This is a genomic window from Spirosoma lacussanchae, from assembly GCF_005870035.1.
In the GTDB taxonomy this organism is placed as follows: domain Bacteria; phylum Bacteroidota; class Bacteroidia; order Cytophagales; family Spirosomataceae; genus Spirosoma; species Spirosoma lacussanchae.
Window position 1 is genome coordinate 101,994 of record NZ_SWJG01000010.1, and the last position, 24,576, is coordinate 126,569.

General features: G+C 55.9%; 24 protein-coding genes. 16 read left to right on the plus strand and 8 right to left on the minus strand.

What is annotated here, in order from left to right:
- The 3 genes from mptB to FBR45_RS23560 form a co-directional block, all read right to left on the minus strand.
- Window positions 1-1,350: a polyprenol phosphomannose-dependent alpha 1,6 mannosyltransferase MptB gene (gene mptB / locus FBR45_RS23550; RefSeq protein ID WP_138506939.1), complete on the minus strand. Its 1,350-nt coding sequence runs from the start codon at window positions 1,348-1,350 to the stop codon at window positions 1-3.
- Complete coding sequence (locus FBR45_RS23555; protein ID WP_138506941.1) at window positions 1,347-2,867, minus strand: cellulose synthase family protein; 1,521 nt, start codon at window positions 2,865-2,867, stop codon at window positions 1,347-1,349. Before FBR45_RS23555 ends, mptB begins: the two co-directional genes overlap by 4 nt.
- A 96-nt stretch (window positions 2,868-2,963) precedes the next feature.
- Complete coding sequence (locus FBR45_RS23560; RefSeq protein ID WP_138506943.1) at window positions 2,964-3,701, minus strand: glycosyltransferase family 2 protein; 738 nt, start codon at window positions 3,699-3,701, stop codon at window positions 2,964-2,966.
- 75 nt (window positions 3,702-3,776) lie between these two features.
- On the opposite strand from FBR45_RS23560, the gene FBR45_RS23565 reads away from it, so the two are divergent.
- The 4 genes from FBR45_RS23565 to FBR45_RS23580 all read left to right on the plus strand — a co-directional run bounded on the left by FBR45_RS23565 (window position 3,777) and on the right by FBR45_RS23580 (window position 7,478).
- Complete coding sequence (locus tag FBR45_RS23565) at window positions 3,777-4,580, plus strand: Rossmann-like and DUF2520 domain-containing protein (protein ID WP_138506944.1); 804 nt, start codon at window positions 3,777-3,779, stop codon at window positions 4,578-4,580.
- 154 nt (window positions 4,581-4,734) lie between these two features.
- The gene (locus FBR45_RS23570; protein WP_171044952.1) at window positions 4,735-5,214 is read left to right on the plus strand and encodes a hypothetical protein; all 480 of its coding nucleotides are present in this window, start codon (window positions 4,735-4,737) and stop codon (window positions 5,212-5,214) included.
- Between the two features lie 51 nt (window positions 5,215-5,265).
- On the plus strand, window positions 5,266-6,291 hold the full coding sequence (locus FBR45_RS23575; RefSeq protein ID WP_138506948.1) for a WD40/YVTN/BNR-like repeat-containing protein: 1,026 nt from the start codon (window positions 5,266-5,268) through the stop codon (window positions 6,289-6,291).
- Window positions 6,292-6,455: 164 nt separating this feature from the next.
- On the plus strand, window positions 6,456-7,478 hold the full coding sequence (locus tag FBR45_RS23580) for a M48 family metalloprotease (RefSeq protein ID WP_246082357.1): 1,023 nt from the start codon (window positions 6,456-6,458) through the stop codon (window positions 7,476-7,478).
- A gap of 57 nt (window positions 7,479-7,535) precedes the next feature.
- Here FBR45_RS23580 and rocD read toward each other — a convergent pair whose 3' ends face one another.
- Entirely contained in the window at window positions 7,536-8,786 is a 1,251-nt protein-coding gene (gene rocD / locus FBR45_RS23585) for an ornithine--oxo-acid transaminase (RefSeq protein WP_138506952.1), read from the minus strand.
- 118 nt (window positions 8,787-8,904) lie between these two features.
- On the opposite strand from rocD, the gene FBR45_RS26455 reads away from it, so the two are divergent.
- From FBR45_RS26455 to FBR45_RS23600, 4 genes are all read left to right on the plus strand, one after another.
- Window positions 8,905-9,075 carry a DUF5522 domain-containing protein gene (locus tag FBR45_RS26455; RefSeq protein WP_171044953.1) on the plus strand — a complete coding sequence of 57 codons (171 nt, stop codon included), beginning with the start codon at window positions 8,905-8,907 and terminating at the stop codon, window positions 9,073-9,075.
- Window positions 9,076-9,135: 60 nt separating this feature from the next.
- On the plus strand, window positions 9,136-9,375 hold the full coding sequence (rpmB, locus tag FBR45_RS23590; protein ID WP_138506954.1) for a 50S ribosomal protein L28: 240 nt from the start codon (window positions 9,136-9,138) through the stop codon (window positions 9,373-9,375).
- Window positions 9,376-9,511: 136 nt separating this feature from the next.
- The gene (locus FBR45_RS23595) at window positions 9,512-10,234 is read left to right on the plus strand and encodes an RluA family pseudouridine synthase (protein WP_138506956.1); all 723 of its coding nucleotides are present in this window, start codon (window positions 9,512-9,514) and stop codon (window positions 10,232-10,234) included.
- 81 nt (window positions 10,235-10,315) lie between these two features.
- Entirely contained in the window at window positions 10,316-10,615 is a 300-nt protein-coding gene (locus tag FBR45_RS23600) for a Dabb family protein (RefSeq protein ID WP_138506958.1), read from the plus strand.
- A 70-nt stretch (window positions 10,616-10,685) separates the two neighbouring features.
- On the opposite strand, the gene FBR45_RS23605 is transcribed toward FBR45_RS23600, so the two are convergent.
- Window positions 10,686-11,126 carry an Ohr family peroxiredoxin gene (locus tag FBR45_RS23605; protein WP_138506960.1) on the minus strand — a complete coding sequence of 147 codons (441 nt, stop codon included), beginning with the start codon at window positions 11,124-11,126 and terminating at the stop codon, window positions 10,686-10,688.
- A gap of 200 nt (window positions 11,127-11,326) precedes the next feature.
- Here FBR45_RS23605 and FBR45_RS23610 point away from each other — a divergent pair, with 200 nt between their 5' ends.
- From FBR45_RS23610 to FBR45_RS23630, 5 genes are all read left to right on the plus strand, one after another.
- Window positions 11,327-13,108, plus strand: a complete 1,782-nt coding sequence (locus FBR45_RS23610) for a tetratricopeptide repeat protein (RefSeq protein ID WP_138506962.1) — start codon at window positions 11,327-11,329, stop codon at window positions 13,106-13,108.
- A gap of 114 nt (window positions 13,109-13,222) precedes the next feature.
- Window positions 13,223-14,104 carry a DUF4292 domain-containing protein gene (locus FBR45_RS23615; RefSeq protein ID WP_138506964.1) on the plus strand — a complete coding sequence of 294 codons (882 nt, stop codon included), beginning with the start codon at window positions 13,223-13,225 and terminating at the stop codon, window positions 14,102-14,104.
- Between the two features lie 156 nt (window positions 14,105-14,260).
- Window positions 14,261-15,622: a murein hydrolase activator EnvC family protein gene (locus FBR45_RS23620; protein ID WP_246082361.1), complete on the plus strand. Its 1,362-nt coding sequence runs from the start codon at window positions 14,261-14,263 to the stop codon at window positions 15,620-15,622.
- A 108-nt stretch (window positions 15,623-15,730) separates the two neighbouring features.
- On the plus strand, window positions 15,731-16,549 hold the full coding sequence (gene panB / locus FBR45_RS23625) for a 3-methyl-2-oxobutanoate hydroxymethyltransferase (protein WP_138506966.1): 819 nt from the start codon (window positions 15,731-15,733) through the stop codon (window positions 16,547-16,549).
- Between the two features lie 75 nt (window positions 16,550-16,624).
- Window positions 16,625-17,356, plus strand: a complete 732-nt coding sequence (locus tag FBR45_RS23630) for an RluA family pseudouridine synthase (protein WP_138506967.1) — start codon at window positions 16,625-16,627, stop codon at window positions 17,354-17,356.
- Window positions 17,357-17,422: 66 nt separating this feature from the next.
- Here FBR45_RS23630 and FBR45_RS23635 read toward each other — a convergent pair whose 3' ends face one another.
- On the minus strand, window positions 17,423-17,611 hold the full coding sequence (locus FBR45_RS23635; protein ID WP_129602818.1) for a hypothetical protein: 189 nt from the start codon (window positions 17,609-17,611) through the stop codon (window positions 17,423-17,425).
- Between the two features lie 326 nt (window positions 17,612-17,937).
- Here FBR45_RS23635 and FBR45_RS23640 point away from each other — a divergent pair, with 326 nt between their 5' ends.
- Together FBR45_RS23640 and FBR45_RS23645 are read left to right on the plus strand one after the other, a co-directional pair.
- Complete coding sequence (locus tag FBR45_RS23640; RefSeq protein WP_138506968.1) at window positions 17,938-18,303, plus strand: hypothetical protein; 366 nt, start codon at window positions 17,938-17,940, stop codon at window positions 18,301-18,303.
- A gap of 136 nt (window positions 18,304-18,439) precedes the next feature.
- Window positions 18,440-20,866: a TonB-dependent receptor gene (locus tag FBR45_RS23645; RefSeq protein WP_138506969.1), complete on the plus strand. Its 2,427-nt coding sequence runs from the start codon at window positions 18,440-18,442 to the stop codon at window positions 20,864-20,866.
- A gap of 54 nt (window positions 20,867-20,920) precedes the next feature.
- Here the strand turns inward: FBR45_RS23645 and FBR45_RS23650 are convergent, their stop codons facing one another.
- Both FBR45_RS23650 and rsmH read right to left on the minus strand, forming a co-directional pair.
- A complete protein-coding gene (locus FBR45_RS23650; RefSeq protein ID WP_138506970.1) occupies window positions 20,921-22,138 on the minus strand; it encodes a pyridoxal phosphate-dependent aminotransferase in 1,218 nt (405 codons plus the stop codon).
- A 92-nt stretch (window positions 22,139-22,230) separates the two neighbouring features.
- Window positions 22,231-23,139 carry a 16S rRNA (cytosine(1402)-N(4))-methyltransferase RsmH gene (rsmH, locus tag FBR45_RS23655; protein WP_138506971.1) on the minus strand — a complete coding sequence of 303 codons (909 nt, stop codon included), beginning with the start codon at window positions 23,137-23,139 and terminating at the stop codon, window positions 22,231-22,233.
- Between the two features lie 117 nt (window positions 23,140-23,256).
- Here rsmH and FBR45_RS23660 point away from each other — a divergent pair, with 117 nt between their 5' ends.
- On the plus strand, window positions 23,257-24,507 hold the full coding sequence (locus FBR45_RS23660) for a TlpA disulfide reductase family protein (RefSeq protein ID WP_138506972.1): 1,251 nt from the start codon (window positions 23,257-23,259) through the stop codon (window positions 24,505-24,507).
- The last annotated feature ends 69 nt before the right edge of the window (window positions 24,508-24,576 follow it).

A 24,576-nucleotide genomic window follows, 5' to 3' on the forward strand; every position in this document is an offset into this window, starting at 1 on the left:
TCAGGCTGGTGCAGAAAAGCCATTGGTCGACAGGCCGATGGCTTTTTTTGTGGGCGTCTTCGACTGCCGGATCTCCGTGATCATCACCGCCAGTACGAGGGTGTATTCGAGCGCCGTCAGCCAGAGATTCTCCTGATAGGCCGGGGTGCGGTAAGTATAATACGACAGCGGCACCAGCGCCGACCAGACCAGCGGATACCGGAACCGGGTAAAGACCGCAGCCGCCACCAGCGAGGCCAGATACCACGGATGCACGGTGGTGGCGAAGGCAAAATAGAGCGTCAGTGAGGCCAGCAGCTGGCTTGCTACGGGTACCCGACGCCAGGCAAACGCAATCCAGAGCAGACTAAACGTCGTGGTAACAGACAACCAGGCCCCGATCAGCCCGATGGCGTTGTAGCCCCTGATCCAGTACCCGACGGCCCGCAGCACGTAATACACACTGGCGTTGAACTCGAATTTCTGAAAGTACAGGTTAATACTAGAAAACACATTCCGGGCCAGATCGAGGCTGGCGAAGGGCGCAAACAGAATGGCGGTAAACAGGCCCGTCAGCAAGGCGTAGCGCAGGCCCCGCTTCCAACCCAGCCAGCGAACGGCCAGCGGGATCAGCAGCAGCGGCAGGAGTTTGGTAGCCACCGCCAGTGCCAGCGCCACCGCCGACGCCACCCACCGATCCTGCACCAGCCACCAGACCGCCAGCAGAACCAGAAAAATCATAACGGCTTCGAAGTGCAGGTTACCGGTCAGCTCCAGAATAACGAGCGGGTTGAGGCCGTACAGCAGCGCCAGATTGGAAGACTGGCCCAGTCGACGAAGCAGCTTCACCATCAGCCACAGGGTGCCGATTTCGCTCAGGAGAATCGGTACCCGAAGCCAGATCACATTCCAGAGCAGGTTAGTGCCCGACAGCCAGGCCGCCAGCCCAAACAACGCCTGGTTGAACGGTGGATATACGGTAAAGTAGCCGGGCGAGTTCAGCTGACGAAATAGCGTCTCGTTTAGTTCGGCCAGGGCTGCCGCTTCGGTACCACGCAACGCAGCAGGCAGATAGAGGTACGGGTTGAACCCATGGGCCAGCAGCCGCCCGTCCCACACAAACCGGTATACGTCATCAGAAAGACAGGGTATACTCAGCAGCAGGAGCAGCCGAAAACCAATAGCCGACGCGAACAGAAACCGGTCGGTGGGCTCTGCGGCCTGCCGGACAACCAGTGCATAGCCCAAAAATAAACCCGTCAGCAACCCGATCAGCAGACCGAATTCCTGACGGGGTACGGCATACGCCAGTGTCAGATAAGCTGCAGCCGAAGCCAGCAGCCAGGCAATACGAAGAGGAGTTACGGTCATGCGCTCACCGTCCGCAACGGCGGGGGAGCAACCGGCTGACCGACCGGACGGCGCCCCGCGTGGACGAGCGAATATACGAAGACCATCCCGAACCCGACCATCAGCATGATGTGCAGGAAGAACATCCGAAAATCCTGAACGTAGAACGCCAGCACCAGGCCGCCCAGAAAATACAGCATCAGCAAGCCTTCGGCCATGGTGAGCCAGCTCAGCTGCCGACTGACGTACTTGTTAGCCGCCCAGCTGTCGGTAGCGGCTTTGACGTTGAATTTGGGGGTACGCACAAAGGGCGTTTTGCGACCTATGTAGCCTTCAATAACCGCAATGGTATTGTGCAGCGACAAGCCCATCATCAGCGATGAATACATCGGAAAATACCAGCCCAGTTTAGCCGGACTCTCACGCTTGAGCAGCCAGAACGGAATGCCGTAGAACGACAGGAGAATCAGCAGATTCACCTGAAACAGATTGATGATAAAAAACACCCACTCCCACTCCGGGTGCCGACTGCGGATGTAGATCAGCGGTACGCTCATTACGCCCAGCACCAGAACCAGAATGAAGGTAGCGCTGCTGAACAGGTGGTAAAACGCATGAACCTTGACCGACAGCGACACGCCCGGCGTGCGGATGACCTTTACAAACAGCTTGCGGGCACACTCGGCCGCCCCCTTCATCCAGCGGTACTGCTGCGACTTCAGCGCGTTCATGGCAACCGGCAGCTCGGCCGGCGAACCAACGTCCTGCCGGTATACGAATTTCCAGCCCCGCAGCTGCGCCCGGTAGCTGAGGTCGAGGTCTTCGGTCAGGGTATCGCTCTGCCAGCCACCCGCATCGGCAATGGCTACCTTCCGCCAGACGCCACCCGTCCCGTTAAAATTGGCCAGAAAGCCACCTGCATACCGGCCGCTCTGCTCAATGGTAAAGTGGGCGTTGAGTCCAAACGCCTGCAGCTGGGTCATGAGCGAAAAGTCTTCGTTCAGATGCTCCCAGCGGGTTTGTACGATTGCCACCTTAGGATCGGCAAAGTGCGGAACAGTTTTGAGCAGAAAATCGGGATCGGGAACAAAGTCGGCGTCGAAGATGGCTATGAACTCACCCTTGGCAAATTCGAGACCGTAGCCTAACGCTCCCGCCTTGAATCCTTTCCGCTCGGGTCGGCGCACGTGCTCGATGTCGAGCCCCCGCCGTTGGTACTCGGCTACCCTGGCCGCAATGATCGCCACCGTTTCGTCGGTTGAGTCGTCGAGTACCTGTATATCGAGTTTGTCGCTGGGGTAGTTAAGCTTTGCTACGGCATCGATCAGTCGTTCAACTACATACAGTTCGTTATAGACCGGGAGCTGCACCGTTACGCGCGGCAGGCGGTCGGGCTGCGTCAGATCGGCCGACTGAATCATCTCACGCCGTTTTCGTTCCGTGCGCAGGTAGATGATAATCAGGCTTAGCTGACCGCAGTTGTAGAGAAACAACAGCATCAACGCCAGCCCGTATAGGATAAGCACCAGCACTTCCATGTTCGTTTTGATTCAGTCGTGACGTTGAGTGTGCAGGCAGAATCGGGTGATGGAGGTGTTTTTCGTCCACCTGTTCTCCAGCCCGGCTCCGTTCCCTCACCAATACTTAAATATAGTTGTAATGATCTTATAGCCAGCCAGTACCGTTCCTTTCACGGTTCCCGATATTTTCGAGAAGCCAATTCGTTTGCGGTAGTTGACGGGCACTTCTGTTGTTCGTAACCCCTGTTTGGCCGCTTTCAGCTGCATTTCTACCGTCCAGCCGTAGGTCGTATCCCGCATACCCAGCGCCAGCAAACTATCGAACCGGATAGCCCGGAAGGGGCCCAGGTCCGTGTAGCGAACGCCATACAGCCAACGCAGCAGGGTAGTTGCCAGCCAGTTGCCAAACACCTGCTGGGGTGTCATCGACCCTGACTCCCGATGGCCCAGCGCCCGCGACCCAATCACCAGATCGGCCGTACCCGCAGCAATCGGAGCCACCACGTCCGGCATCTCTTCCGGGTAGTCGGAGTAGTCAGCATCAAGGAAAACTACAACATCTGGTTTTTGTTGCCGATTCTGAGCATAGGCGATGCCGCGCAGGCAGGCACGGCCATATCCCTGAATCGGTTCGTGCAGTACGGTAGCCCCGGCACGGGCCGCTTCTACGGCTGTCTGATCATTGGAGTTGTTATTAACAACGATTACTTCCTCGACCAGATGGGCCGGAATGTCACGAACCACCGAACCAACTGAGTTCTCTTCGTTAAAGGCGGGAATGATGACGACTATTCTCAAAAGCTGTGTATCCAAACGTGTAGCAGGGGCGGTTTGCTGCCGGGCATGCAGCATCGGCAAAGAACGCCGATTGGCGCCCACATTACATCTATAAACTCTACTTCACCCAAAAAAATCCTATACTTGACCATGGAAATTTCGTTCATCGGTGCGGGCAACCTCGCCTGGCATCTGGCCCCGGCCCTCGAAAACGCGGGGCATCACATCAACGAGGTATACAGCCGACAGCTTCAGCACGCTCGCCAGCTAGTCAGTAACCTATACGATGCACACACGCACTCTGATCTGAATTTTGCCGATAGCCCGTCCGAATTGTTTGTCCTGGCCGTTCCGGACGATGCGCTCGAAACGGTCTGCTCGCGGCTGGTACTGCCCGAAAATGCGCTGGTGGTTCATACGTCGGGCAGTATGCCGCTCGATTCGCTGAGTCAGTGGCTCAGTATATACAGCGACGTTCCGGTGCGGGCGGGGGTTCTTTACGCGCTGCAGACCTTCAGTCGCGGCATTACGTTTATGCCCTTCGACGAAATTCCGCTCTGCCTGGAAGCCGCCGACACCGCCACGGAAGAAACGCTGGTTCAATTAGGCCAGCAGCTCAGCGACGTGGTCTACGTGCTCACCTCCGACGAACGCCGGGTGCTACATATGTCGGCGGTGTTTGCCTGCAACTTCACCAACCATCTGCTGGCGGTGGCGCATGACCTCACTACAACCCAGGGCCTGGAGTTCGATCTGCTCCGGCCGCTCATTACCGAAACCGTTCGGAAAGCCCTGGCCGCCGACAACCCCGCCGACGTGCAGACGGGTCCGGCCCGCCGGGGCGACCTCGGCACCATTGAAAGTCACCTTCAGTTACTGACCGATCAGCCCCGCCTGTCGGAGATCTATCAGGTCATGACGACCAGCATCCGACGCCGGTATGAGCCTAATTAGCGCGTTATGACGTATTTTTACAAAATTCTACAACCTGAGTGGAGTAAATTTTGTAATAAAGTGGTTATGCAACTAGTTGTAATTACTGGCGATATTTGTTTAGCTTACCCATCGCCGTACTAATTCTCCTGAATCTGTGTCTACCAATCATTATTTGATCCATACACTCCTGAAGCCATATCTGGCGGGTTTATCGACCGAAGCGGAGAAAAAGGAGCTGGAAAGGCTACTGGCCGAAGATCCTGATCTTATGGCGCAGATCGAAGAAGTAGAAGCAGGTCTCGAGCACTATCTGCAAAAAAACGCGGTGCCGCCACCGCCCAACCTCGACTCAGCCATCTGGCAGCGCATCAACGGTACGGAAATTCAGAAACGGGAACCCCAGCAACGCACCCAGGCCCCGCCACCGCCCCCCGAACCAGCCCAATCGCCCTATGTCGATGTCGAGGTCAGCAATACCCACATTCAGGTGCACAAACTCTGGCGTACGGCCTTCATCGCTGTATTCATCCTCTCGAAGGTGTTCCTGATTCTGGGACTCTATTATTATTTCAAGGCCAACAGTCAGGAGCAGGAGATTGAACGGCTCAAAGCAACCGTTCAGCAAATGGCACCCGCCGGCCGGCTCCCCTGAGCGCCCTGACTAACCCGCCACCGGCTACATGCATGCGTTAAGACCCGTTTTATGAAGATTTTCAGTAGCCTGCTTCTCTCCTTTCTGTTCCCCATCACGTCTGTACTGGCGCAGTGGCAACCGCAATCGGTACAGACCGATGCCCACTTCCGGTCGGTAAGTATGGCCACCCCCGATGTTGTCTGGCTGGGCGGCTCAAAAGGCACCTTCGTTCGCAGCACAGACGGGGGGCAGACCTGGCAAACCGGAACCGTTCCCAACGCCCAGGACTGCGACTTTCGCGATGTTCAGGCTATCGATGCCCAGACGGCCTTGCTGATGAGCGCCGGTCCGGCCGGAAAAGGACAGGCCCGGCTCTACAAAACGACCGATGCAGGCCAGACCTGGTCGCTGGTGTATCAGACGCAGCAGCCGGGCGTATTTTTCGACGGCATGGACTTCTGGGACAAACAGCACGGCATCGTTTTCAGCGATCCGGTCGATAACAAATGGGTGGTTCTCACGACCGATAACGGTGGTCAGTCCTGGCAGCCGGTACCACCAGGTAACCTGCCCCTCATGCAGCCCGGCGAAGCAGCCTTTGCCGCCAGCGGTACCAGCCTGGTTGTACAGGGCAAACGAAACGTATGGATTGCGTCGGGCGGCTCTACGAGCGGTCGCGTATTTCGGTCCAAAGACCGGGGCCGCAGCTGGAACGTTGCCACTACGCCTTTACCCGCCGGTGAGGCAACGGGCCTGTTCGGCATGCGGTTCTTCAGCGAGAAGGTTGGAGTGGTCGTAGGCGGCAACTACAAAGCAGAGACCCAGCCCGGCCCCAATGCAGCCATCACCCGCGACGGGGGCCAGACCTGGGAGCGCCTGGCCGAAACCAACCCGCCCGGCCTGAAAGAAGCCGTGGCGCTGCTACCCGGCGACAGGCTGCTGGTCATCGGCCCGACGGGTACCAGCCTCTCGGCCGATCAGGGACAAACCTGGCAACGGCTCGATACCGAAGGGTTCCACGCCGTAGCCTGCCTGAAGGGGACCTGCTATGCCGTGGGCGCTAAAGGCAAAGTCAGCAAACAGGTTTTCAAATAGGACCAATGAGCGGCCGTAAGCGCAGCCGGTGTCTCACGATAATACCCAGAACCGCTTCAGCCAATAAAGTGTAAACCGCCGTCGTTATTCAGCCGTGTTGAACGAATAACCCCACCCGGTTTACAGTGAAAGCGGTATCCTCTCTATCATTTATTTTATTGAGCGTGGTCGCTGCTGGCCCGCTATTGGCCCAGCCATCCGGTATCCTGAACCGGCCCGAAAGTTTCATCTGCAATTATACCGGGCGGAGTACCAGTCCGCAGGTAGTCTGCAACCAGGCTACGGCCTCTAACGGTCACGCCGAACGCGTTGTGGACCGGATTCTCAGACCCATCGGGCTGATGCGCAACTTCAAGGTGGTCGAGTGCTCCAACACCGATAACTGTTTCGCTACGGTGCTGAAAGGACAGCGGTTTATCGTCTACGATGCGGCTTTCATGCAGGGAATTGAAGAAGAAACCGAAACCGACTGGTCGGCCATCAGCATCATGGCCCACGAGATCGGCCATCACTTGCAGGGACACACCATCGATGGTCGGGGGGGGCAGCCGCAGAAAGAAATAGAAGCCGACAAGTTTTCAGGCTTTGTGCTGCATCAGCTGGGTGCCTCGCTGGACGAATCGGTGGTGGCCGTTCGGGCACTGGGCAACGAACACCCTACCCCCACCCACCCGGCCAAACCCGCCCGGATCGACGCCATTCGCAAGGGCTGGCTCGAAGCCGAAGCGATGTACCCCAAGAATCGACTGGCCAGCAAACCCGCCACCGCTATTGCTCCCAGACCAGTTACCAATTCGGGCATGACATCCCCCGTCGTGCGGCCACCGGTCGTAGCTAAAGCCCCGGCGGCTCCCGTACGGATGGCCGTCGGCTGTGTCTCGGGCGACTGTGCCGATGGGAAGGGCGTATTTGTGTATCCAACCCGCGAACGCTACGTAGGCGAGTTTGAAGAAGGCGACAAACACGGCGAAGGCGCCGAATACTACCCCGATGGGAAACTGAAATACCGGGGCAACTTCCGCGACAACCTCCGCACCGACTACGGCGTGTACTACTACCGCAACGGCGACCGGTACGAAGGCTGGTTTGCCCGCAACGTACCCAACGGCAAAGGTACCTACACCTTTGCCGACGGCGCCCGGTTTTCGGGCATCTTCAAAAATGGGCAGCCGGTTTCAAGAGAATAAACAAAAAGAAGGGGGACACGTTGATTGACGCGCCCCCCTTCTTTTTGCTTCCAGCTTCTAAAAATCCAGAATCGTCTTTTCGATAATGTCGCAGGCTGCGTGCATCTGCTCGCTGTTGATGACGAGCGGGGGCGCAAACCGGATTTTGTCGCCGTGGGTAGGCTTACAGAGCAGGCCGTTGTCCTTGAGTTTCATGCAGATCTCCCAGGCCGTTTCGTCGCCGAACTGAGGACGCTCTGCCACGATGATGGCGTTCAGCAGTCCTTTGCCCCGTACGGCTTTGACCAGATCGGTTTTCTGGATCAGCCCGGTCATGCGGTTCCGAAAAATCTCGCCCATAGCCGCAGCATTTTCGGTCAGTTTTTCTTCCTCTACCACCTTCAGGGCTTCGATCGTTACGGCGCAGGCCAGCGGGTTGCCGCCGTACGTACTGCCGTGTTCGCCGGGTTTGATGGTCAGCATGACCTCGTCCGAAGCCAGCACCGCCGATACGGGCATGGTTCCTCCCGACAGGGCTTTGCCCAGCACCAGCAGGTCGGGCTTCACGTCTTCATGATCGCAGCAGATGCGTTTACCCGTCCGGCCAATACCTGTTTGTACTTCGTCGGCAATGAACAGCACGTTGTAGCGGGTACAGAGGTCACGAACGCCACGCAGGTATCCTTCGTCGGGCACCAGCACTCCTGCTTCGCCCTGGATCGGCTCGACCATGAACCCGGCAATGTTCGGATCACTCCGGAACGCATCTTCCAGCGCATGGAGGTCGTTGTACGGAACAATGATATAGCCCGGCAGCAATGGACCGAAATCGTTGGTACTGCTCGGGTCTGTCGACGACGATATGGCGGCCAGCGTCCGGCCCCAGAAATTACCGGCTGCGTAAACGGTTTTAGCCTGGTTTTGCGGAATACCTTTGACTTTATAGGCCCATTTGCGGGTCAGCTTCAGTGCTGTTTCGCCCGCTTCCGCACCCGAGTTCATCATCAGTGCTTTGTCATAGCCAAAGTACTCGCACAAAAAGCGGACGCAGAGGCCGGCTTTTTCGTTGTAAAAAGCCCGCGAGGTCAGCGTCAGGCGCTGCGCCTGCTCAATCAGCGTATTGATGATACGCGGGTGGCAATGTCCCTGACTCACGGCACTGTAGGCCGACAGGAAATCGAAATACTGCTTTTCTTCAACGTCCCAGACATAAACGCCCTGGCCCCGCGATAATACAACCGGGATGGGGTGGTAGTTGTGGGCGCCGTACTGCCACTCTAACTCAATAGCCCGGTCCGTAGCCGAGGTGGTGGGAATCAATGTATCCATGCGTGTAGCCGTTAATTGTCAGCCGATTACTAAAATCAGCTGACCTATTTTGCAACCAACTGCCTGAACAGTCCGTTTCCCTCAAAAATACGGCTTCTCCAACAGACGCCCAAAAGCGATGCTGCCCCACCAACCCAGAAAGAAGATCCCCGGCCTGGCCGATGAGGATTATTATTACACCCCCGAAGGCTTCGTAGTTTTTACGGAGGCTTATCACCTCAAACGAGGCTATTGCTGCAGAAACGGATGCCGCCACTGCCCCTATGGGTATAAAAAAAAGGAGAAGTGAGTTGCAGATTATGAATAAATTAGCCAATTTTGCGCCCTCATACGGAAAACGAGTACGGTAATGGCCAGAATTTGTCAAATCACAGGAAAACGCACGCGGTCGGGAAACAACGTTTCTCACGCCAATAATAAAACGAAGCGCAAGTTCTATCCGAACCTGCAGAAGAAGCGTTTCTTCGTCGAATCAACCGGCGAGTGGATTACGCTTCGTGTGGCTACGTCGGCCATCAAGACCATCAACAAAAACGGTCTGGAAGTAACGCTCCGCAAGGCTTACCAACGCGGTACGCTGTCGCTATAAGTCGATACCATCGGCATTCACGAGCCTCTTCCGCATCGGAGGGGGCTTTTTGTGTTTGCTTCGTGTTGAGCAAATCGATGAATTCGTTGACCCCTCAGCCGCCTGATCACGAACGCAGACCTACAATACCCAATTCATGAAACTATCCTTTGAATCACTCATCGTTTTTGAGAACGACGATTATATACTCATCAACAAACCGCCCCACGTGGCTTCGCTCGATGAGCGAACTACCGACCGGAGTGGTCAGAGTATTATCCGGCTGGCGAAGGCCTACCACCCCGACGCGCAGTTGGGCCACCGGCTGGACAAAGAAACCTCGGGAATACTGGCTATCGCCAAACACCCCGATGCGTACCGGCATCTGGCCATGCAGTTTGAACACCGCGAGGTGACCAAACGCTACCATGCCGTTGTAAACGGCATCCATAACTTCGAGGGCATCTCGGTATACCTGCCCATCTCACCCATCAAAGACGGAACCGCCGTGCGGATTGACCGCGAGAAAGGTAAGGTAGCCGAAACCATTTTCAATACGCTGCAGGCCTATCGAACCACAACGCTCGTTGAGTGTATGCCCGTGACGGGCCGAATGCACCAGATCCGGGTACACCTGATGTGCCTCAAAGCACCCATCGTCAACGACCCGACCTACGGGGGAGAGCCCGTGTTTCTGTCAGACGTAAAACGGAAATTCAACCTGAAGCAGGGCACCGAAGAACTGCCGCTGATTCAGCGGGTAGCGCTCCACGCTCACTCGCTCACGTTTGCCCTGCTCGACGGCACGGAACATACTTTCGAGGCTCCCTATCCGAAAGACTTCGGCGTCCTGGTGAAGCAGCTGGAGAAGTTTAACTAGCGGGCAGCTCAATAGGTCGGGCGCCCGGAAACTGGCAAAGTCTGGCAGACTCATTAACTTGCCAACTTACCGACTTATGCTATGTTTGTTCATACCGTATTCTTCTGGCTCAATCGCCCCGACAGCCAGGACGACCGCACCGCACTCCGGGCCGGTCTCGAAACGCTCCGGGAAATAAGTGACATTTCTGCTGCGTACATCGGCGCCCCGGCCGATACCCGGCGTCCTGTCATCGATCACACCTACGACTTCTCGCTGACGTTTGTTTTCACCGACCAGGCAGCCCACGATGCCTACCAGGTTCATCCGATTCACCTGGCGTTTGTCGACAACTGCCGCCACCTCTGGGAACGCGTTCAGATCTACGACGCCATTGGCTGATCACGCACAGAAAAAGGCCGGGCCAACAGATCAACGCTGTAGCCCGGCCTTTTCTATACGCTGCTGTCTCCTAGATCATCACTTCGATAGCCATGTCCATATTGCCTTTAACGGCTTTGGAGTACGGACATACCGCATGAGCCGTTTCGGCCAGCTGCTGCAGCTGTTCCTTATCCATACCGGGCGCCTTCACGACGATCTTCCCGGACAGAAACATATTATTTCCGTCTTTATTGAGCGAGATGCTGACCTCTACTGCGTGCTGGGGCAAAATTACTTTACGGCGCTCAGCCACGGCCATCAGCGCTCCGTTGTAGCATGAGCTATAGGCCGCAGCAAACAGCATTTCCGGGTTGGCGGCTTTTCCTTCGCCGTGCATCTCTACGGGTCGGCGAACATCCAGCTCCAGAACGCCATCGAGCGATTTTACGTCGCCTTCGCGCCCGCCAACGTTGCTGACCGTAGCCGTGTATAGGGTTTCTACTTTAGATTGTGGTTCCTGGGTTGTCATATGAGCGATTTGATTGTTGAGCCATGAATACGTGTTGATAACCTAACCCGTAAATCGGCAAACTGTTAGCCGCCCGCCCGACAGAGCAATTATCAGTTATTTTGAACTACCTTTGTTTAAAGGACTTATTCGCGATAAAGCCGCAATAGAACCAACCAAGCCGCGTTTTTAGAGATACGCACGATAAGGTACCGACCAGCATGAATCCACTAATCAACGTATATCGCAACCGATCGGTCAGAGGATGGGTCGTCGGGCTGGGGCTGCTGATGAGTATCGGGCTGCTGCCAGCGTCAGCCCAACGAAAGCGTGCCGAAACCAAAGCCGATACCAGCCTGGCCAAAGCCAGCTCCACCACGACCGTTCGGATGGAAGAGGAAACCCTGTTTGCCGACGGGATGCGCTTTCTGATGACCGACGAACCGTCAAAAGCCGTTACGCAGTTTGGCAAGGTACTCCAGAAAAACCCCGGCAACGCAGCCGCCCAGTACGCTACGGCCAGCGCCCTGATGAAGATGGGTAAAACGGCGGAAGCCATCCCCTTCGCCACCAAAGCCCACTCGCTCGACGCCGGTAATAAGTTCTACGCCCTGGTGCTGGCCGAACTCTACGTGAAGCAGAAGCGGTACAGCGAAGCCGAAGAACTCTACGAAACGCTCGTTAAAAAAGGAGCCGAAAACGCCGAATATGGCGTCGAGCTGGCCGCTATCTACCTCTTCGACGACAAACCCGACAAAGCGCTCGAAGCCTATGAACGGGTTGAACGCGAACTGGGCATGAACGAAGAGATTACCCGCCAGAAGCAGCGTATCTACCTCAAACAGAACAAAATTGACAAGGCTGTCGAAGAAGCCGAAAAGCTGGTGCAGTCCGAACCGGGCGACCCGGAATACCTGCTCGAAGGCGCCGAACTGCTCATTGCCAACGACCGCTCCGATCAGGCCATTACGTGGATTGACCGTGCGCTCAAGCTAAACGCCGACCTGCCCCAGGCGCACGTGCTGCTGGCCGATATTTACCGCAAAAAAGGGGATATGAACCGGGTTACGCAGGAGCTCAACCAGGTGTTTGCCAACCCGAATCTGGAAGCCGGTCTAAAAGCCCGGATCCTGTCCAGCTACGTAGGCCTGACCGGCGAAAACGCCCCTGCTCAGCAGGATGCGCTCAAAATGGCCCAGGATCTGGCCAAATCGAACCCCAAAGACCCCAAGTCACAAATTATGGTAGCCGATCTGCTCATGCAGCAGGGCAAGAAAGCCGAAGCCCGCGACGCCTACGCCCGGGCGGCCCGGCTCGACGGCTCGGTCTACGAAGTGTGGGGGTCGCTGCTGCAGCTCGACGGCGAACTTAACCAGGTCGACAGTTTGCTGGTTCACTCCGAGCAGGCACTGGAAGTATTCCCGACGCAGGGCCTCTTCTGGTACTCCAACGGGTCGGCAAACTTGTATAAACGGCGTTATCAGCAGGCCGTCGATGCCCTCGAAGAAAGTCAGAAGCTACTGGCAGCTACTACCAATAACGAACTGAAACGCGGTATTCAGGCCCAGTTGGGCGACGCCTACAACGGCCTGGGCGATCACGCCAGGTCCGACGAAGCTTACGAAGCCGTGCTTAAAGCAGACCCGCTCAACGACCACGTCCTCAATAATTACAGCTACTTTCTGTCGCTGCGCAAGGCTAATCTGCCTCGCGCGCTGCAACTGGCCCAAAAGCTGGTCGAACGTCATCCTACCAACGCAACCTATCTGGATACCTACGCCTGGGTGTTGTACGTTTCGAAAGACTACGTCAAGGCACGCCAGTATCTCGAAAAAGCTCTGGCCGATCCGGCTGGCGTAAGCGGAACCATTATTGAACATTACGGCGATGTGCTGTACCAGCTTGGCGAACGCACACAGGCCGCCGAGCAATGGAAACGAGCTAAGGCCAAAGGCGGCACCGGCCCCGAACTGGATAAGAAGATTTCTACCGGCACGCTGTAAACCGGCCTGTTGTAAAAGCCGGTTTCCGATCGTTGCTTTGTCAGCATGGGCAGCAGACCGCCCGGCTTCTTATCCATCGGAGCCCGGACGGACCGCTTACCGAAACGCGCATAAATGAAGAGATACCTGTTGTTTGCTCTCTTACTGAGCATTTTACTCCATACAGAAGGCTGCCGACGCCGAAACTTGCCGGGGTCGGCTCTGCCCCCCACCGTCGGGACCGCTACCCCGGCGACCCGGCCCGATTCGGCAACGGCTCAGCGTCCGGCGCCAGTGGCATCCGATACGGCAACGACCACGCCCCCCGCCCGGCCTGGCATCGAAGAAGCCCGTACCAACGTAGCCGAAATCGACTTCCGATATCTGACGGCACGTTCTAAAATATCGTTCAAGAGTCCCCAGCAGGATATCGATAATGCCAACATCAACCTGCGGGTTCGCAAAGACAGCCTAATCTGGCTATCGGTCAGTAAACTGGGCATTGAAGCCGTTCGGGGCCTGATCACCCGCGACTCCATTATTATTGTCGATAAGATTCACGGCGAGTACTCGGTCTACGATTTTCCGACGCTGAGCCGGCAGTTCAACTTTGTTATGAACTTCCAGCTACTGCAGGCACTCATAGTCGGTAATCTGCCCTTACCCAAGCGCCCGGCTCAGAAAATCAAGAACGAGCGCGATTACCTGCTGCTGCGGCAGAGTGAGGGTAAGGTGCTGGTAGAAAATTATATTGGCGAAGAGGATCGAAAGCTGAAAAAACTGATGGTTACCGAGCAGCCTACCAAGAATACGCTGCGGCTCGACTACGAAGATTTCACATCGCTGAACAACTTCCTGTTTCCGTATACCAGCCTCGTTACGCTCGATTACCAGTCGAAAACCGACGGCCAGTTTTACCAGACGCTGCTGCGGATCAAGCACAGCAAGGTTGAACTGATCGAGAAAACCCCTGGGTTTCCATTTACCATTCCGGCCAGCTATAAAAGGCGGCCATAAACAAGTTTTTCGGTGCCCCTGCCCGGTCTATGGCCACGCCTTATGCCGATGTATGACCGCCGAAAACTGACAACTGAATTTGTGTGTATGCGTATCCCGCTCCTGTTCCTCTCTCTTCGTTGGCTGCTGGTCGGTTCGTTGCTGCTGCTTGGTCTGATGCAGCCGCCAGCGGCTAGTGCCCAGCAAACACAGCGCAGCCGACAGGCGCTGGAGAAAGAGAAAAAGCAGAATATTGAGAAAATGAACCAGATCCGGACCGTTCTTAAACAGACAGCGTCCGAGAAACAGGTGAGCTTGGGCCAGCTGAAAGCCCTCGACCAGCAGATTCAGACCCAGTCGCGCCAGATTGGGCTGCTCAACAAAGACCTCCAGCTGACTGAATCCGAAATTGCCGAGCTCAGACAGGCCAGCCGGGCCCTGACCCGCGACCTCGAAAAGCTTAAGGATGAATACGGCTCCATGGTCTACGCGGCTGACAAACGCCGGCAGCAGGTTAACCCGCTCGGGTTTCTGTTTGCGTCCGACAACTTCAACCAACTGGTAGCCCGGTATCGATACCTGCGCCAGTACTCCGATGCCCGCCAGAGCCAGGTTCGCCAGATGAACAACGTGCAGACCATGCTGCAGGGCAAACAGCAGATCACCCAGCGCAAGCGCCAGCAGCAACGCGGCACCCTGGTAGTCAAGATGAGTGAGACCAAAAAGCTCGAGCTGCTGAAGGTGGAGAAAAACCAGGTCGTCAAGGCCCTTGGTCAGAAAGAAACCGAACTGCGTACCGAACTGGCCGAAAGCCGACGGGCTGTTAGCCAGCTGGAATCGATGATCACGCGTATTATTGCCCGCGAGGCCCGCGAACGCGCCGAGCGGGAGGCTCGTGAGCGAGCCGAGCGAGAGCGCATAGAACGAGTAGCCCGTCTGGAAGCGGCCCGGAAAGCAGCCGAGCGCCGAAAAGCGGAAGCCGCCGTGGCAGCCGCCGAAAAAGCAGGCGAAAAGCCTAACCCAGCCGACGTAGCCAAAGTAGAACGCCCCGCCGATCCGGAACCCGCTCCACCCAAACCCGACGAACGGCGTAACAACAACCTGAACGACGAAGAAACCGCCCTGGCTTCGTCATTTGCCGCATCGCGGGCGCGCTTGCCCTGGCCCGTTGGTCGCGGTTTCGTCTCCGACCACTTTGGCCGCCGACCCCATGCGGTTCTCAAAGGCATTTACGTAGAAAACCAGGGAGTCGATATTCAGACAAACGCGGGCGAAGGCGTTCGGTCGGTTTATGACGGCATTGTACAGGACGTAGCCAGCATGCCGGGCATGAACAACGTGGTAGCCATTCAGCACGGCAACTACTTTACAGTCTATGCCAAACTGCGAAGCGTGTCGGTACGGGTGGGGCAGCGCGTCAAAGCCCGTGAAACCATCGGCACCGTAGCGACCGACAAAAATGGCGTCTCCGAAATCCAGTTTCAGATCTGGAAAGAGTTTACCAAGCTCAACCCCGAATCGTGGCTGGCTCCCCGATAAACAGCGTCCCGATACCGTCCAGACATCCATAACGAATACCGATCGTAAAAGCCGTACTTTTGCGGTCGGTATTCGTTTATCGAAACCTGTACACTGAAACTTGACGGTATGTCTGTCCATAACCCCGACATAAAGCGCGTTACGACGCACACCATTCAGGAGCTGAAAAATAAAGGAGAGAAAATATCTGCTCTCACGGCTTACGATTACTCCATAGCCCGCGCCGTCGACACCGCCGGTGTTGAGCTGATTCTGGTCGGCGACTCAGCCTCGAACGTTATGGCGGGTCACGAAACAACGCTGCCCATCACCCTCGACCAGATGATCTACCATGCGTCATCGGTGGTACGGGCGGTGAAGCGGGCGTTGGTGGTGGTCGATCTGCCTTTCGGCTCGTATCAGGGCAACTCGTCAGAAGCCCTCCGGTCTGCTATCCGCATCATGAAAGAATCGGGGGCTCATGCTGTGAAGATGGAAGGTGGCCTGGAAATCAAGGAATCGATCGTGCGGGTATTGAGCGCGGGTGTACCGGTTATGGGCCACCTGGGCCTGACCCCCCAGTCCATTTACAAGTTCGGGACCTACGCGGTACGGGCCAAAGAAGAGGCCGAAGCGCAGAAACTGATCGACGATGCCCACATGCTTCAGGATGTAGGCTGTTTCGGCCTGGTGCTGGAAAAAATACCGGCGGCTCTCACCAAAAAAGTATCCCAAAGCCTGGCTATACCCACCATTGGTATTGGCGCCGGACCCGATGCCGACGGACAGATTCTGGTCGTGCATGATCTGCTGGGCATTACCAACGAGTTCAAGCCGCGGTTCCTGCGCCGATATGCCGACCTGCATACTATTATGACCGAGGCAATTGCGCACTACGTTGATGACGTGAAAGCCAGCGACTTCCCGAACGAGAAGGAAGCTTATTGAGTTAACCTACATAATGTAGCCTGATTGCGGAGCGATATACGCTTCGCAATCAGGCTACAGCAGGCACGATACAGCATGAAGAAGAAACCATTTCAGGTTATATACGAAGACAATCACCTGCTCATTGTCAACAAAGAGCCGGGTATACTGGTGCAGGGAGACCGCACCGGTGACACCACCCTGCTGACTGTACTGAAAGAGTACATCAAGGAGAAATACAACAAGCCGGGGGAGGTATTTCTGGGACTGGTTCATCGACTCGACCGGCCGGTTAGCGGCCTGGTCGTGTTTGCGCGTACGTCAAAGGCGCTGGAGCGCATGAACGAGATTTTCCGGAAGCGCCAGGTGCAGAAAACTTACTGGGCCGTTGTTCGGCAGAAACCACCCAAAACCACCGACAGGCTTGTTAACTGGCTGGTGAAAGACGAGCAGAAGAACCAGGTAACCGTCTATGAATACGAAGCCCCCAACTCGCAGCGGGCCGAACTCTCGTATCGGGTACTGGGACGCATCAATGAACATTACCTGCTGGAAGTAACGCCCGTCACCGGTCGGCCCCACCAGATTAGGTCGCAGCTGGCTCATATGGGTTGCCCGATCCGGGGCGACGTCAAATACGGGTACGACCGGGCCGTTGCCGACAAGAAGATCTACCTGCATGCCCGGCGGCTTTATTTCCTGCACCCGGTCAAAAAAGAGCCGCTTATTTGTAAAGCAGCACTGCCGGCCGATCCGTTCTGGGAAGAATTTCTCGAGCTCGACGATGAAAACTACAAGGACAAAAACATGGATTTTATCTTTGGGTAAGGCTCATAACTAACAAAGCCGACTGCTCCCGGGAGCAGTCGGCTTTGTTAGTTATGCTGAGAAAACTTACATCTGATACTTGTCGACTGTGGTTTGCGTCTCGCTATGCGGAATAACATCGGTCACGATTTGTTCCATCACTCGTTCGGCCATCTGAATGGCACCACGTAGCGCACCGTATGCCAGGCAGAGGGGCAGAATAATGGGGAGAAAGAATGCCCACTGAAAAATCATATATAATCGAACGTTTCTCATTGGTTAAAGTGGTAAGAGAGTATAGTTAAGTTTACGGTAAAGCAACTTTGGCATCTTCAAGTGGGCTGTTCTAAAACGATGCTCTTTTCATATTCAAAGTTAACCTTGCCTTAATACAAAAACAAGATTAAAATCAAAAAGTTTGACGGGAAGAAGGTTACCAGAATATGTAAGAGTTAAATATACAAATCGTCTGGTTTCGACGCAACTTTTTTCATATCAAGTTATGTGCCAGAATTTTAAGTAGTATATCTGTCTATTAGATAGTTATAATTGAAACTGATTTAATATTTTTACGCGTTCACCTTTATTTCGCTTGTATTCGCGTGTCTGTACTGGAACGTTATCGGTTTGGGCTGGGCCGTTTGCTCGTTGGTTTGTACCTCGCGGTACTAACCAATGGAGTCGTTTTCCGCCATGCCCACCGCCTGGCCGATGGTACGATCATCTGCCACGCGCACCCGTACAAGTCATCGCCGGGGACGCAGTTCCCTACCCATACCCACAGCCGCGATGAGCTGATCTGGCTCGATGCGTTTGCCAATGCTCTGTATACCGATGCTGCGCCCGTTGCCTGGCTGGCGCTGCTGCTGACGGTCTTCTTCCTGACAGGCCCTTCTGTGCCCCGCCCAACTGCCCGGCCAGAGTCGGTCCATGTTGCTTTCCGCCACCGGGGTCCCCCGTGTATATAAGTTATCTCGGCTTTTTCGATTTGTCTGGTACGTTGTACGAGTCCGGCCTGCCCGCGTTGAGCAGTTCCGGCTCGTGCGCATACGCTTTACCTGGCAGCACTCGGCTGATTTATTCACTATATACACCGCCACATACATGGTTCGATTTCTTCTATTCATTTGTCTTATTCCCGGCCTGGCCTCTGCCCAGGCGATACTTAGTGGTCACATTACCGACAAAACCACCCGCGAGCCGTTGATCGGCGCTACGGTGTACATCCCCTCCTCTCAAAAAGGCGGTGCCGCCGACTCAACGGGTCGGTACCGCATTACAGGCCTGACGGCGGGCTCGATTCGGGTACAGGTACAGCTGGTCGGCTACCGAAATATGATCCGCACCATTCAGCTCGGCGATGGCGAAACAACGCTCGACCTGACCCTCGAACCCGAAGCAGCCCAGCTCCAGGAGGTGGTTGTGACGGGCCTTACCACCGGGCAGACTGTCAAAGACAGTCCGGTTCCGATTATGACGTACAACAAGATTCAGTGGCTCCAGACAGCGTCAACTAACCTGGTCGATGCGGTTGGGAAACTGCCAGGTATGTCGCAGATCACCACGGGCGTTGGCCTGTCGAAACCTGTCATTCGCGGCCTAGGATTCAACCGGGTCATTACCGTTCACGACGGCGTTCGGCAGGAAGACAACCAATGGGGCGAAGAACACGCGCTTCAGATCGATGAGTACAGCATCGACCGGTATGAGATCATTAAAGGGTCGGGCAGCCTACTCTACGGCTCTGACGGACTGGGCGGGGTTATGAGCGTTATATCGGCTCGTCCGCCAGAACCCGGCGTCATGCGCGGGCAGGTTCTGAGCAACTACCAGAGCAATAACGGTATGATCGGTTTGTCGGGCGTAGTGGAAGGAACGAACCAGAGTGGCTTGTTCGGCCGCATACGGGTGAGCACCAAAAGCGCCGGTAACTATCGGAACCGCTACGACGGACGGGTATACGGATCGGCCTACCGGGAATTTGACATCAACGGAACCGTTGGCATTACCCGAAAATGGGGCTACTCGCAGCTGTACATCTCCAACTGGCATCAGGACATCAACATCGTTACGGGCGAGCGCGACCGCAACGGCCGGTTCCTGAAGCTTGTACAGGTAAGCGCCGACTCAGAGGCACTGGCGCCCGTTCCCGATGCCGAACTACGCAGCCGCCCAATCGAGCTGGCCAACTACCAGAACCTGAATCACTTCAAGACGTCATGGAATACCTTCGCTAAAGTTGGGGGCGGCAACCTGTCGGCTATCATCAGTTACAGCCAGAACCGTCGTCAGGAGTTTGCCAGTACGCTTACGCCTGGGCAGCCCGCGCTGTATTTCTATCTTCAGAATGTCTTCTATGATCTGAAGTATTACCTGGCCGGGCGTAACGGCTGGGACATTACCCTGGGTGGCAACGGGCTTTACCAGTACAACCAGAACCGGGGTCTGGAGGTCCTTTACCCGGGCTACAGATCGTTCGACAATGGCGTGTTTGCGTTCGCCCAGAAGAAAACCGAATGGCTGACAATTAACGGGGGCGTTCGGGTAGATGTTCGGCGTATGCGTATCAACCAGCTTTATGCCGACGCTGAAGGTGTCTTCAGCGAGTCTCCGATTCAGGGGGGCCAGACTCGTTTCGGAGGCCTTGACAAAGTTTATTCGAACCCAACGGCCAGTCTGGGGGCAACGTATCTCCTGTCGAGCCGCTGGACCGTAAAAGCCAATCTGGCCCGGGGCTTCCGCGCACCGGCTACATCGGAACTCTCGGCCAATGGCGAGCATGCGGGCACCTTCCGCTACGAGATTGGCAGTCCCGACCTGCGCTCCGAAACCTCGTGGCAGGGCGACCTGGGTGTTCAGTATGAATCACCCGACCTGACCGTTATGGCCAGCCTGTTTCAGAATCGGATCAACAACTACACCTATTCCGAAAAAGTGCTCGACCGGTTTGGCCGCGACTCAATCGTTGATCCAGCCCGCCCGATCCTGACCTACCGCTATGTACAGGGAAACGCGGTGCTGTACGGCGCTGAAACCCAGGTTACGGTGAATCCCCGATCGGCCCGCTGGTTCCATTTTACTACCTCGTATTCGCTGGTGCGGTCGCGTAACCTGTCGGCCAAGAATGATTCGGCGCGTTATCTGCCCTTTTTGCCCCCACCCCGCCTGATCAGCCAGATCCGCCTTACCAAAGCCGAAGCCGGCAGTCGTTGGCGTAATCTATACGTTATGGCAGAGCTGGAACACAACTGGCGGCAGAATCAGGCGTTGCTGGCCTTCGGTACCGAAACGCCGACCCCGGCCTATACCCTCGTCAACCTGGGCGCTGGCAGCGATATAGCCAGCAATACCGGCCGAACCCTGCTCTCGCTCTATCTGACCGTTCAGAACCTGTTCGACGTGGCTTACCAGAGCCACCAGAACCGACTCAAATATTTCGGCGTCAACGAAGCAACCGGTCGCGCCGGTGTTTTCAACATGGGCCGAAACGTCAGTCTGAAAGCGGTAATTCCCTTCGGCAAACGCTCATAACCGAAAGCGGCCCGAACAGTCTTGTTCGGGCCGCTTTCGGTTATGAGCGTTTGTTTATTGTAGGGTTGCTACGGCATCTTTAATGCGCTGAACCGCTTCGGCCAGGGCCTCGTCAGAAGCAGCTGTGCTGATACGCAGGCAGTTGGGGGCACCGAAACCTGAACCAGCCACCGTCGACACGTAGGCCGTATTCAGCAGCCATTCCGCAAAATCATCCGAATTCTCGATGCGGGTCGTACCGTCGGTCTTTCCGTAGTAATGGCTAATATCGGGGAAAGCATAGAAAGCCCCTTCCGGGACGTTGGTGCGGAAGCCGGGCACTTCGCGCAGGAGTTGAACAACCAGATCCCGACGGCGCTGGTAGGCCTGGGTCATTTCTTTAGACGCATCGAGCGGGCCGCTGATGGCAGCAACGGCGGCTTTCTGCGCAATGGAGTTGGTACCCGAGGTTACCTGTCCCTGCAACTTCTCTACCCCTTCCGCAATCCACTTGGCGGCACCGATATACCCGATGCGCCAGCCCGTCATGGCGTATCCTTTGGCCACGCCATTGACCGTAATAACCCGATCGGCAATGGCCGGAATCGAGCCGATGCTGAAATGACCTTCGGGGGTGAAGTTGATGTATTCGTAAATCTCATCGGCCAGCACAAACAGGTTATCGTGCCGGGCAACCACGTCGGCAATGGCCCGCAGATCGGCTTCGGAATAGATCGAGCCCGTCGGGTTGTTCGGCGACGCGTACATCACGATCCGGGTACGGTCGGTGATGGCGGCCTCAAACTGCTCAGGGGTTACTTTGAAGTTGTTTTCAAACGCCCCGTCGAGCACAACGGCCTTCCCTTCGGCGAGTTTAACCATTTCGGAGTAGCTCACCCAGTAAGGCGCGAAGATGATCACCTCATCGCCGGGGTTGATCAGCGTCTGGATTACGTTGGCCAGCGAGTGTTTGGCACCGGTCGACACAACAATATTTTCGGGTTTCCAGTCGATGTTGTTGTCACGCTTGAACTTGTCGGCAATCGCTTTGCGCAGGTCCGGATAGCCGGCAACGGGCGAGTATCCGTGGAACCCGTCGTCAATGGCTTTCTTGGCGGCTTCGCAAATGTGGGCGGGGGTTTTAAAATCCGGCTCTCCTACGCTCAGGCTGATTACTTTGTGACCTAGCGCGGCTAGTTCACGGGCTTTTTTGGTCATCGCCAGCGTGGACGACTCCTCCAGCGCGTTGATGCGATCGGCTAACAAACTCACGGTGTCAAGCGTGGCAGACATAACAGGATGGTTTTTTATAAAATTGACAACAAACCGACCGCAAAGATACTAGGTTTTTAACGGTGGGGCAGTATCGTTTGACAAATAAAAATTTACAGTTTTTCAGCGATCCGCAGTTTAGCACTACGGGCGCGGGGATTGCGGGCCACTTCGTCGGGCGTGGCTTCGATAGGTTTTCGCGTGACCGAACGGAGTGGCTTGATCTCATTCCCGAACAAATCCTTTTCTACTTCGCCTTGAAATTTGCCTTTGTTGATGAAATTTTTCACCAGCCGGTCTTCGAGCGAGTGATACGCCATCACCACCAGTCGGCCCCCTGGCTTGAGGATACCCGGCACCTGCTCCAGAAACTCCTCCAGCGCCGTCAGTTCTTCATTCACCTCAATCCGTAATGCCTGAAAAACCTGCGCAAAGTATTTGTTTTCCTTGCCACGTGGGGCAAACCGCTGCAGCGCATTTTTCAGATCATTAACGGTGTTGAGGGGCCGATTCGAGCGGGCCGACACGATGGCACCGGCTGCCGTTCGGGCGTTGGTGATTTCACCGTACATCCCCAGAATCCGGTGCAGGTCAGCTTCTGTATAGTCGTTGACAACCTGCCGGGCCGTACGGTCGGCCTGTTGGTTCATACGCATATCGAGGTCGGCGTCGAAGCGGGTAGAAAAGCCGCGCTCGGGCGTGTCGATCTGATGCGACGAAATACCCAGGTCGGCCAGAATGCCATCTACCTGATCCGCTTTATAAAGTCGGAGATAACGCTTGATATTCCGGAAATTGGACGCCACAAACGTCAGGCGCGGATCGTTGATGGCCTGCGCGTTGGCCCGGGCGTCGGCATCCTGATCGAACCCAAACAGGCGCCCCCCTTCCAGCTGTTCGAGAAGGGCGCGGCTGTGACCTCCACCGCCAAAGGTTACATCGACATAGGTGCCGCCCGGCTGCAGGTTCAGTCCGTCGAGGCAGGCCTGCAGCATAACAGGCTCGTGGTAATTCGTTGTCATTCGTTATTATTGATTATCATTCGTCTAACCGCCCTTTTTGGCGCTGTCGAATGATTAGTTTCGGTTGAACCAACCTGTTTGCCCGGTCGTTTCGTGAACAGCATGTCCCATCTCCGCATGAAAAAAATCGTTTCCTTCGGGGCCATTGCCCTGCTCATTGCCACAGCCATGGCCTGTTCAGGTCAGTCAGAATCAACTACTGTTGCACCGGGTCAATACCGAGCCGTACTGAAAACCCGCGGAGGTGACTTACCGTTCGGTCTCGATATCCAGCCGGGCCAGGCAGCGGGCTATACCGTTTTCGCACTTAACGGGAGCGAACGGCTTCCTATGGACCCGGCTATGGTACAGGGCGACTCGATCCGGATTCCGATGGCCCTTTTTGAATCAGAATTAGTTGCAAAGATAGACGGTAATACGCTCCGGGGGGTGTGGCGTCGGCGACGAACTGCTCAACAAATACAAACAGTACCGTTCGAGGCCACGCTCGGCTACACGCAGCGCTTTGTACCGACTACTCAAACCGCAGCAGCAACCCTGACCGGCAGTTGGGCCACCGACTTCGGCAACAAATCGGGGCGGGTCGATACGGTCAATGCGGTAGGGGTGTTTAAGCAGACAGGCAACCGGGTGGCGGGTACGTTCCTGACACCTACCGGCGACTACCGCTACCTGGATGGCAATGTCGTTGGCGACAGCCTGTTCCTGTCCTGCTTTGATGGGTCGCATCTATTTTTGTTCAAAGCCAAGCACAATTCGCAGGCTAAAACGTTGGTCGGCGGGTTCTGGTCGGGCATATCGGGCTACGAACCCTGGGCGGCCCGCTTCGATCCGGCGGCCAAACTTCCCGATCCGGCCAGCCTTACCTACCTGAAGCCGGGCGCCAAAACGCTGCGCGTCTCCTTCCCCGAACCCAACGGCCAGCTGGTCTCGCTGAGCGATCCGCGCTTTAAGAACAAAGTGACCATTGTCCAGATTCTCGGGTCCTGGTGTCCGAACTGTATGGACGAAACCAATTTCCTGAGTCCCTGGTACAAGCGCAACCGCAGCCGGGGCGTTGAAGTACTGGGGCTGGCTTTTGAGCGATCGGCCAACATGACTGAGTCGGGGCCAAAAATTGACCGGATGAAGCAACGCTTCCAGATCGACTACCCGGTTGTACTGGCTGGCACCAACGACAAAGCCGAAGCCAGTAAAGCATTACCTGACCTGAATGCAGTCGTGGCTTTTCCAACTACCCTATTCATTGATAAAAAGGGACAGGTTCGGCATATTCACACCGGCTTCAGCGGCCCCGGAACCGGTCAGTATTACGACCAGTACGTTGCTGAATTCAACCGCCTGATCGATAAACTGCTGGCCGAATAAGCCTTCGCACGGACCGCGGTGGAGGACAGTCGAACGATGGTGCGGTTAAAAATTAACGAAGCCCGGCTG

Excerpts from the sequence above, each read along its gene's own strand:
- FBR45_RS23615 (WP_138506964.1), top strand. The coding sequence starts at position 13,223 with ATGAAGAGATACCTGTTGTTTGCTCTCTTACTGAGCATTTTACTCCAT.
- mptB (WP_138506939.1), bottom strand. The coding sequence starts at position 1,350 with ATGACCGTAACTCCTCTTCGTATTGCCTGGCTGCTGGCTTCGGCTGCA.
- FBR45_RS23660 (WP_138506972.1), top strand. The coding sequence starts at position 23,257 with ATGAAAAAAATCGTTTCCTTCGGGGCCATTGCCCTGCTCATTGCCACA.
- panB (WP_138506966.1), top strand. The coding sequence starts at position 15,731 with ATGTCTGTCCATAACCCCGACATAAAGCGCGTTACGACGCACACCATT.
- FBR45_RS23565 (WP_138506944.1), top strand. The coding sequence starts at position 3,777 with ATGGAAATTTCGTTCATCGGTGCGGGCAACCTCGCCTGGCATCTGGCC.
- FBR45_RS26455 (WP_171044953.1), top strand. The coding sequence starts at position 8,905 with ATGCTGCCCCACCAACCCAGAAAGAAGATCCCCGGCCTGGCCGATGAG.
- FBR45_RS23595 (WP_138506956.1), top strand. The coding sequence starts at position 9,512 with ATGAAACTATCCTTTGAATCACTCATCGTTTTTGAGAACGACGATTAT.
- FBR45_RS23645 (WP_138506969.1), top strand. The coding sequence starts at position 18,440 with ATGGTTCGATTTCTTCTATTCATTTGTCTTATTCCCGGCCTGGCCTCT.
- FBR45_RS23575 (WP_138506948.1), top strand. The coding sequence starts at position 5,266 with ATGAAGATTTTCAGTAGCCTGCTTCTCTCCTTTCTGTTCCCCATCACG.
- rocD (WP_138506952.1), bottom strand. The coding sequence starts at position 8,786 with ATGGATACATTGATTCCCACCACCTCGGCTACGGACCGGGCTATTGAG.
- FBR45_RS23620 (WP_246082361.1), top strand. The coding sequence starts at position 14,261 with ATGCAGCCGCCAGCGGCTAGTGCCCAGCAAACACAGCGCAGCCGACAG.
- FBR45_RS23555 (WP_138506941.1), bottom strand. The coding sequence starts at position 2,867 with ATGGAAGTGCTGGTGCTTATCCTATACGGGCTGGCGTTGATGCTGTTG.
- FBR45_RS23635 (WP_129602818.1), bottom strand. The coding sequence starts at position 17,611 with ATGAGAAACGTTCGATTATATATGATTTTTCAGTGGGCATTCTTTCTC.
- FBR45_RS23650 (WP_138506970.1), bottom strand. The coding sequence starts at position 22,138 with ATGTCTGCCACGCTTGACACCGTGAGTTTGTTAGCCGATCGCATCAAC.
- rpmB (WP_138506954.1), top strand. The coding sequence starts at position 9,136 with ATGGCCAGAATTTGTCAAATCACAGGAAAACGCACGCGGTCGGGAAAC.
- FBR45_RS23600 (WP_138506958.1), top strand. The coding sequence starts at position 10,316 with ATGTTTGTTCATACCGTATTCTTCTGGCTCAATCGCCCCGACAGCCAG.
- FBR45_RS23610 (WP_138506962.1), top strand. The coding sequence starts at position 11,327 with ATGAATCCACTAATCAACGTATATCGCAACCGATCGGTCAGAGGATGG.
- rsmH (WP_138506971.1), bottom strand. The coding sequence starts at position 23,139 with ATGACAACGAATTACCACGAGCCTGTTATGCTGCAGGCCTGCCTCGAC.
- FBR45_RS23630 (WP_138506967.1), top strand. The coding sequence starts at position 16,625 with ATGAAGAAGAAACCATTTCAGGTTATATACGAAGACAATCACCTGCTC.
- FBR45_RS23560 (WP_138506943.1), bottom strand. The coding sequence starts at position 3,701 with ATGCTGCATGCCCGGCAGCAAACCGCCCCTGCTACACGTTTGGATACA.
- FBR45_RS23605 (WP_138506960.1), bottom strand. The coding sequence starts at position 11,126 with ATGACAACCCAGGAACCACAATCTAAAGTAGAAACCCTATACACGGCT.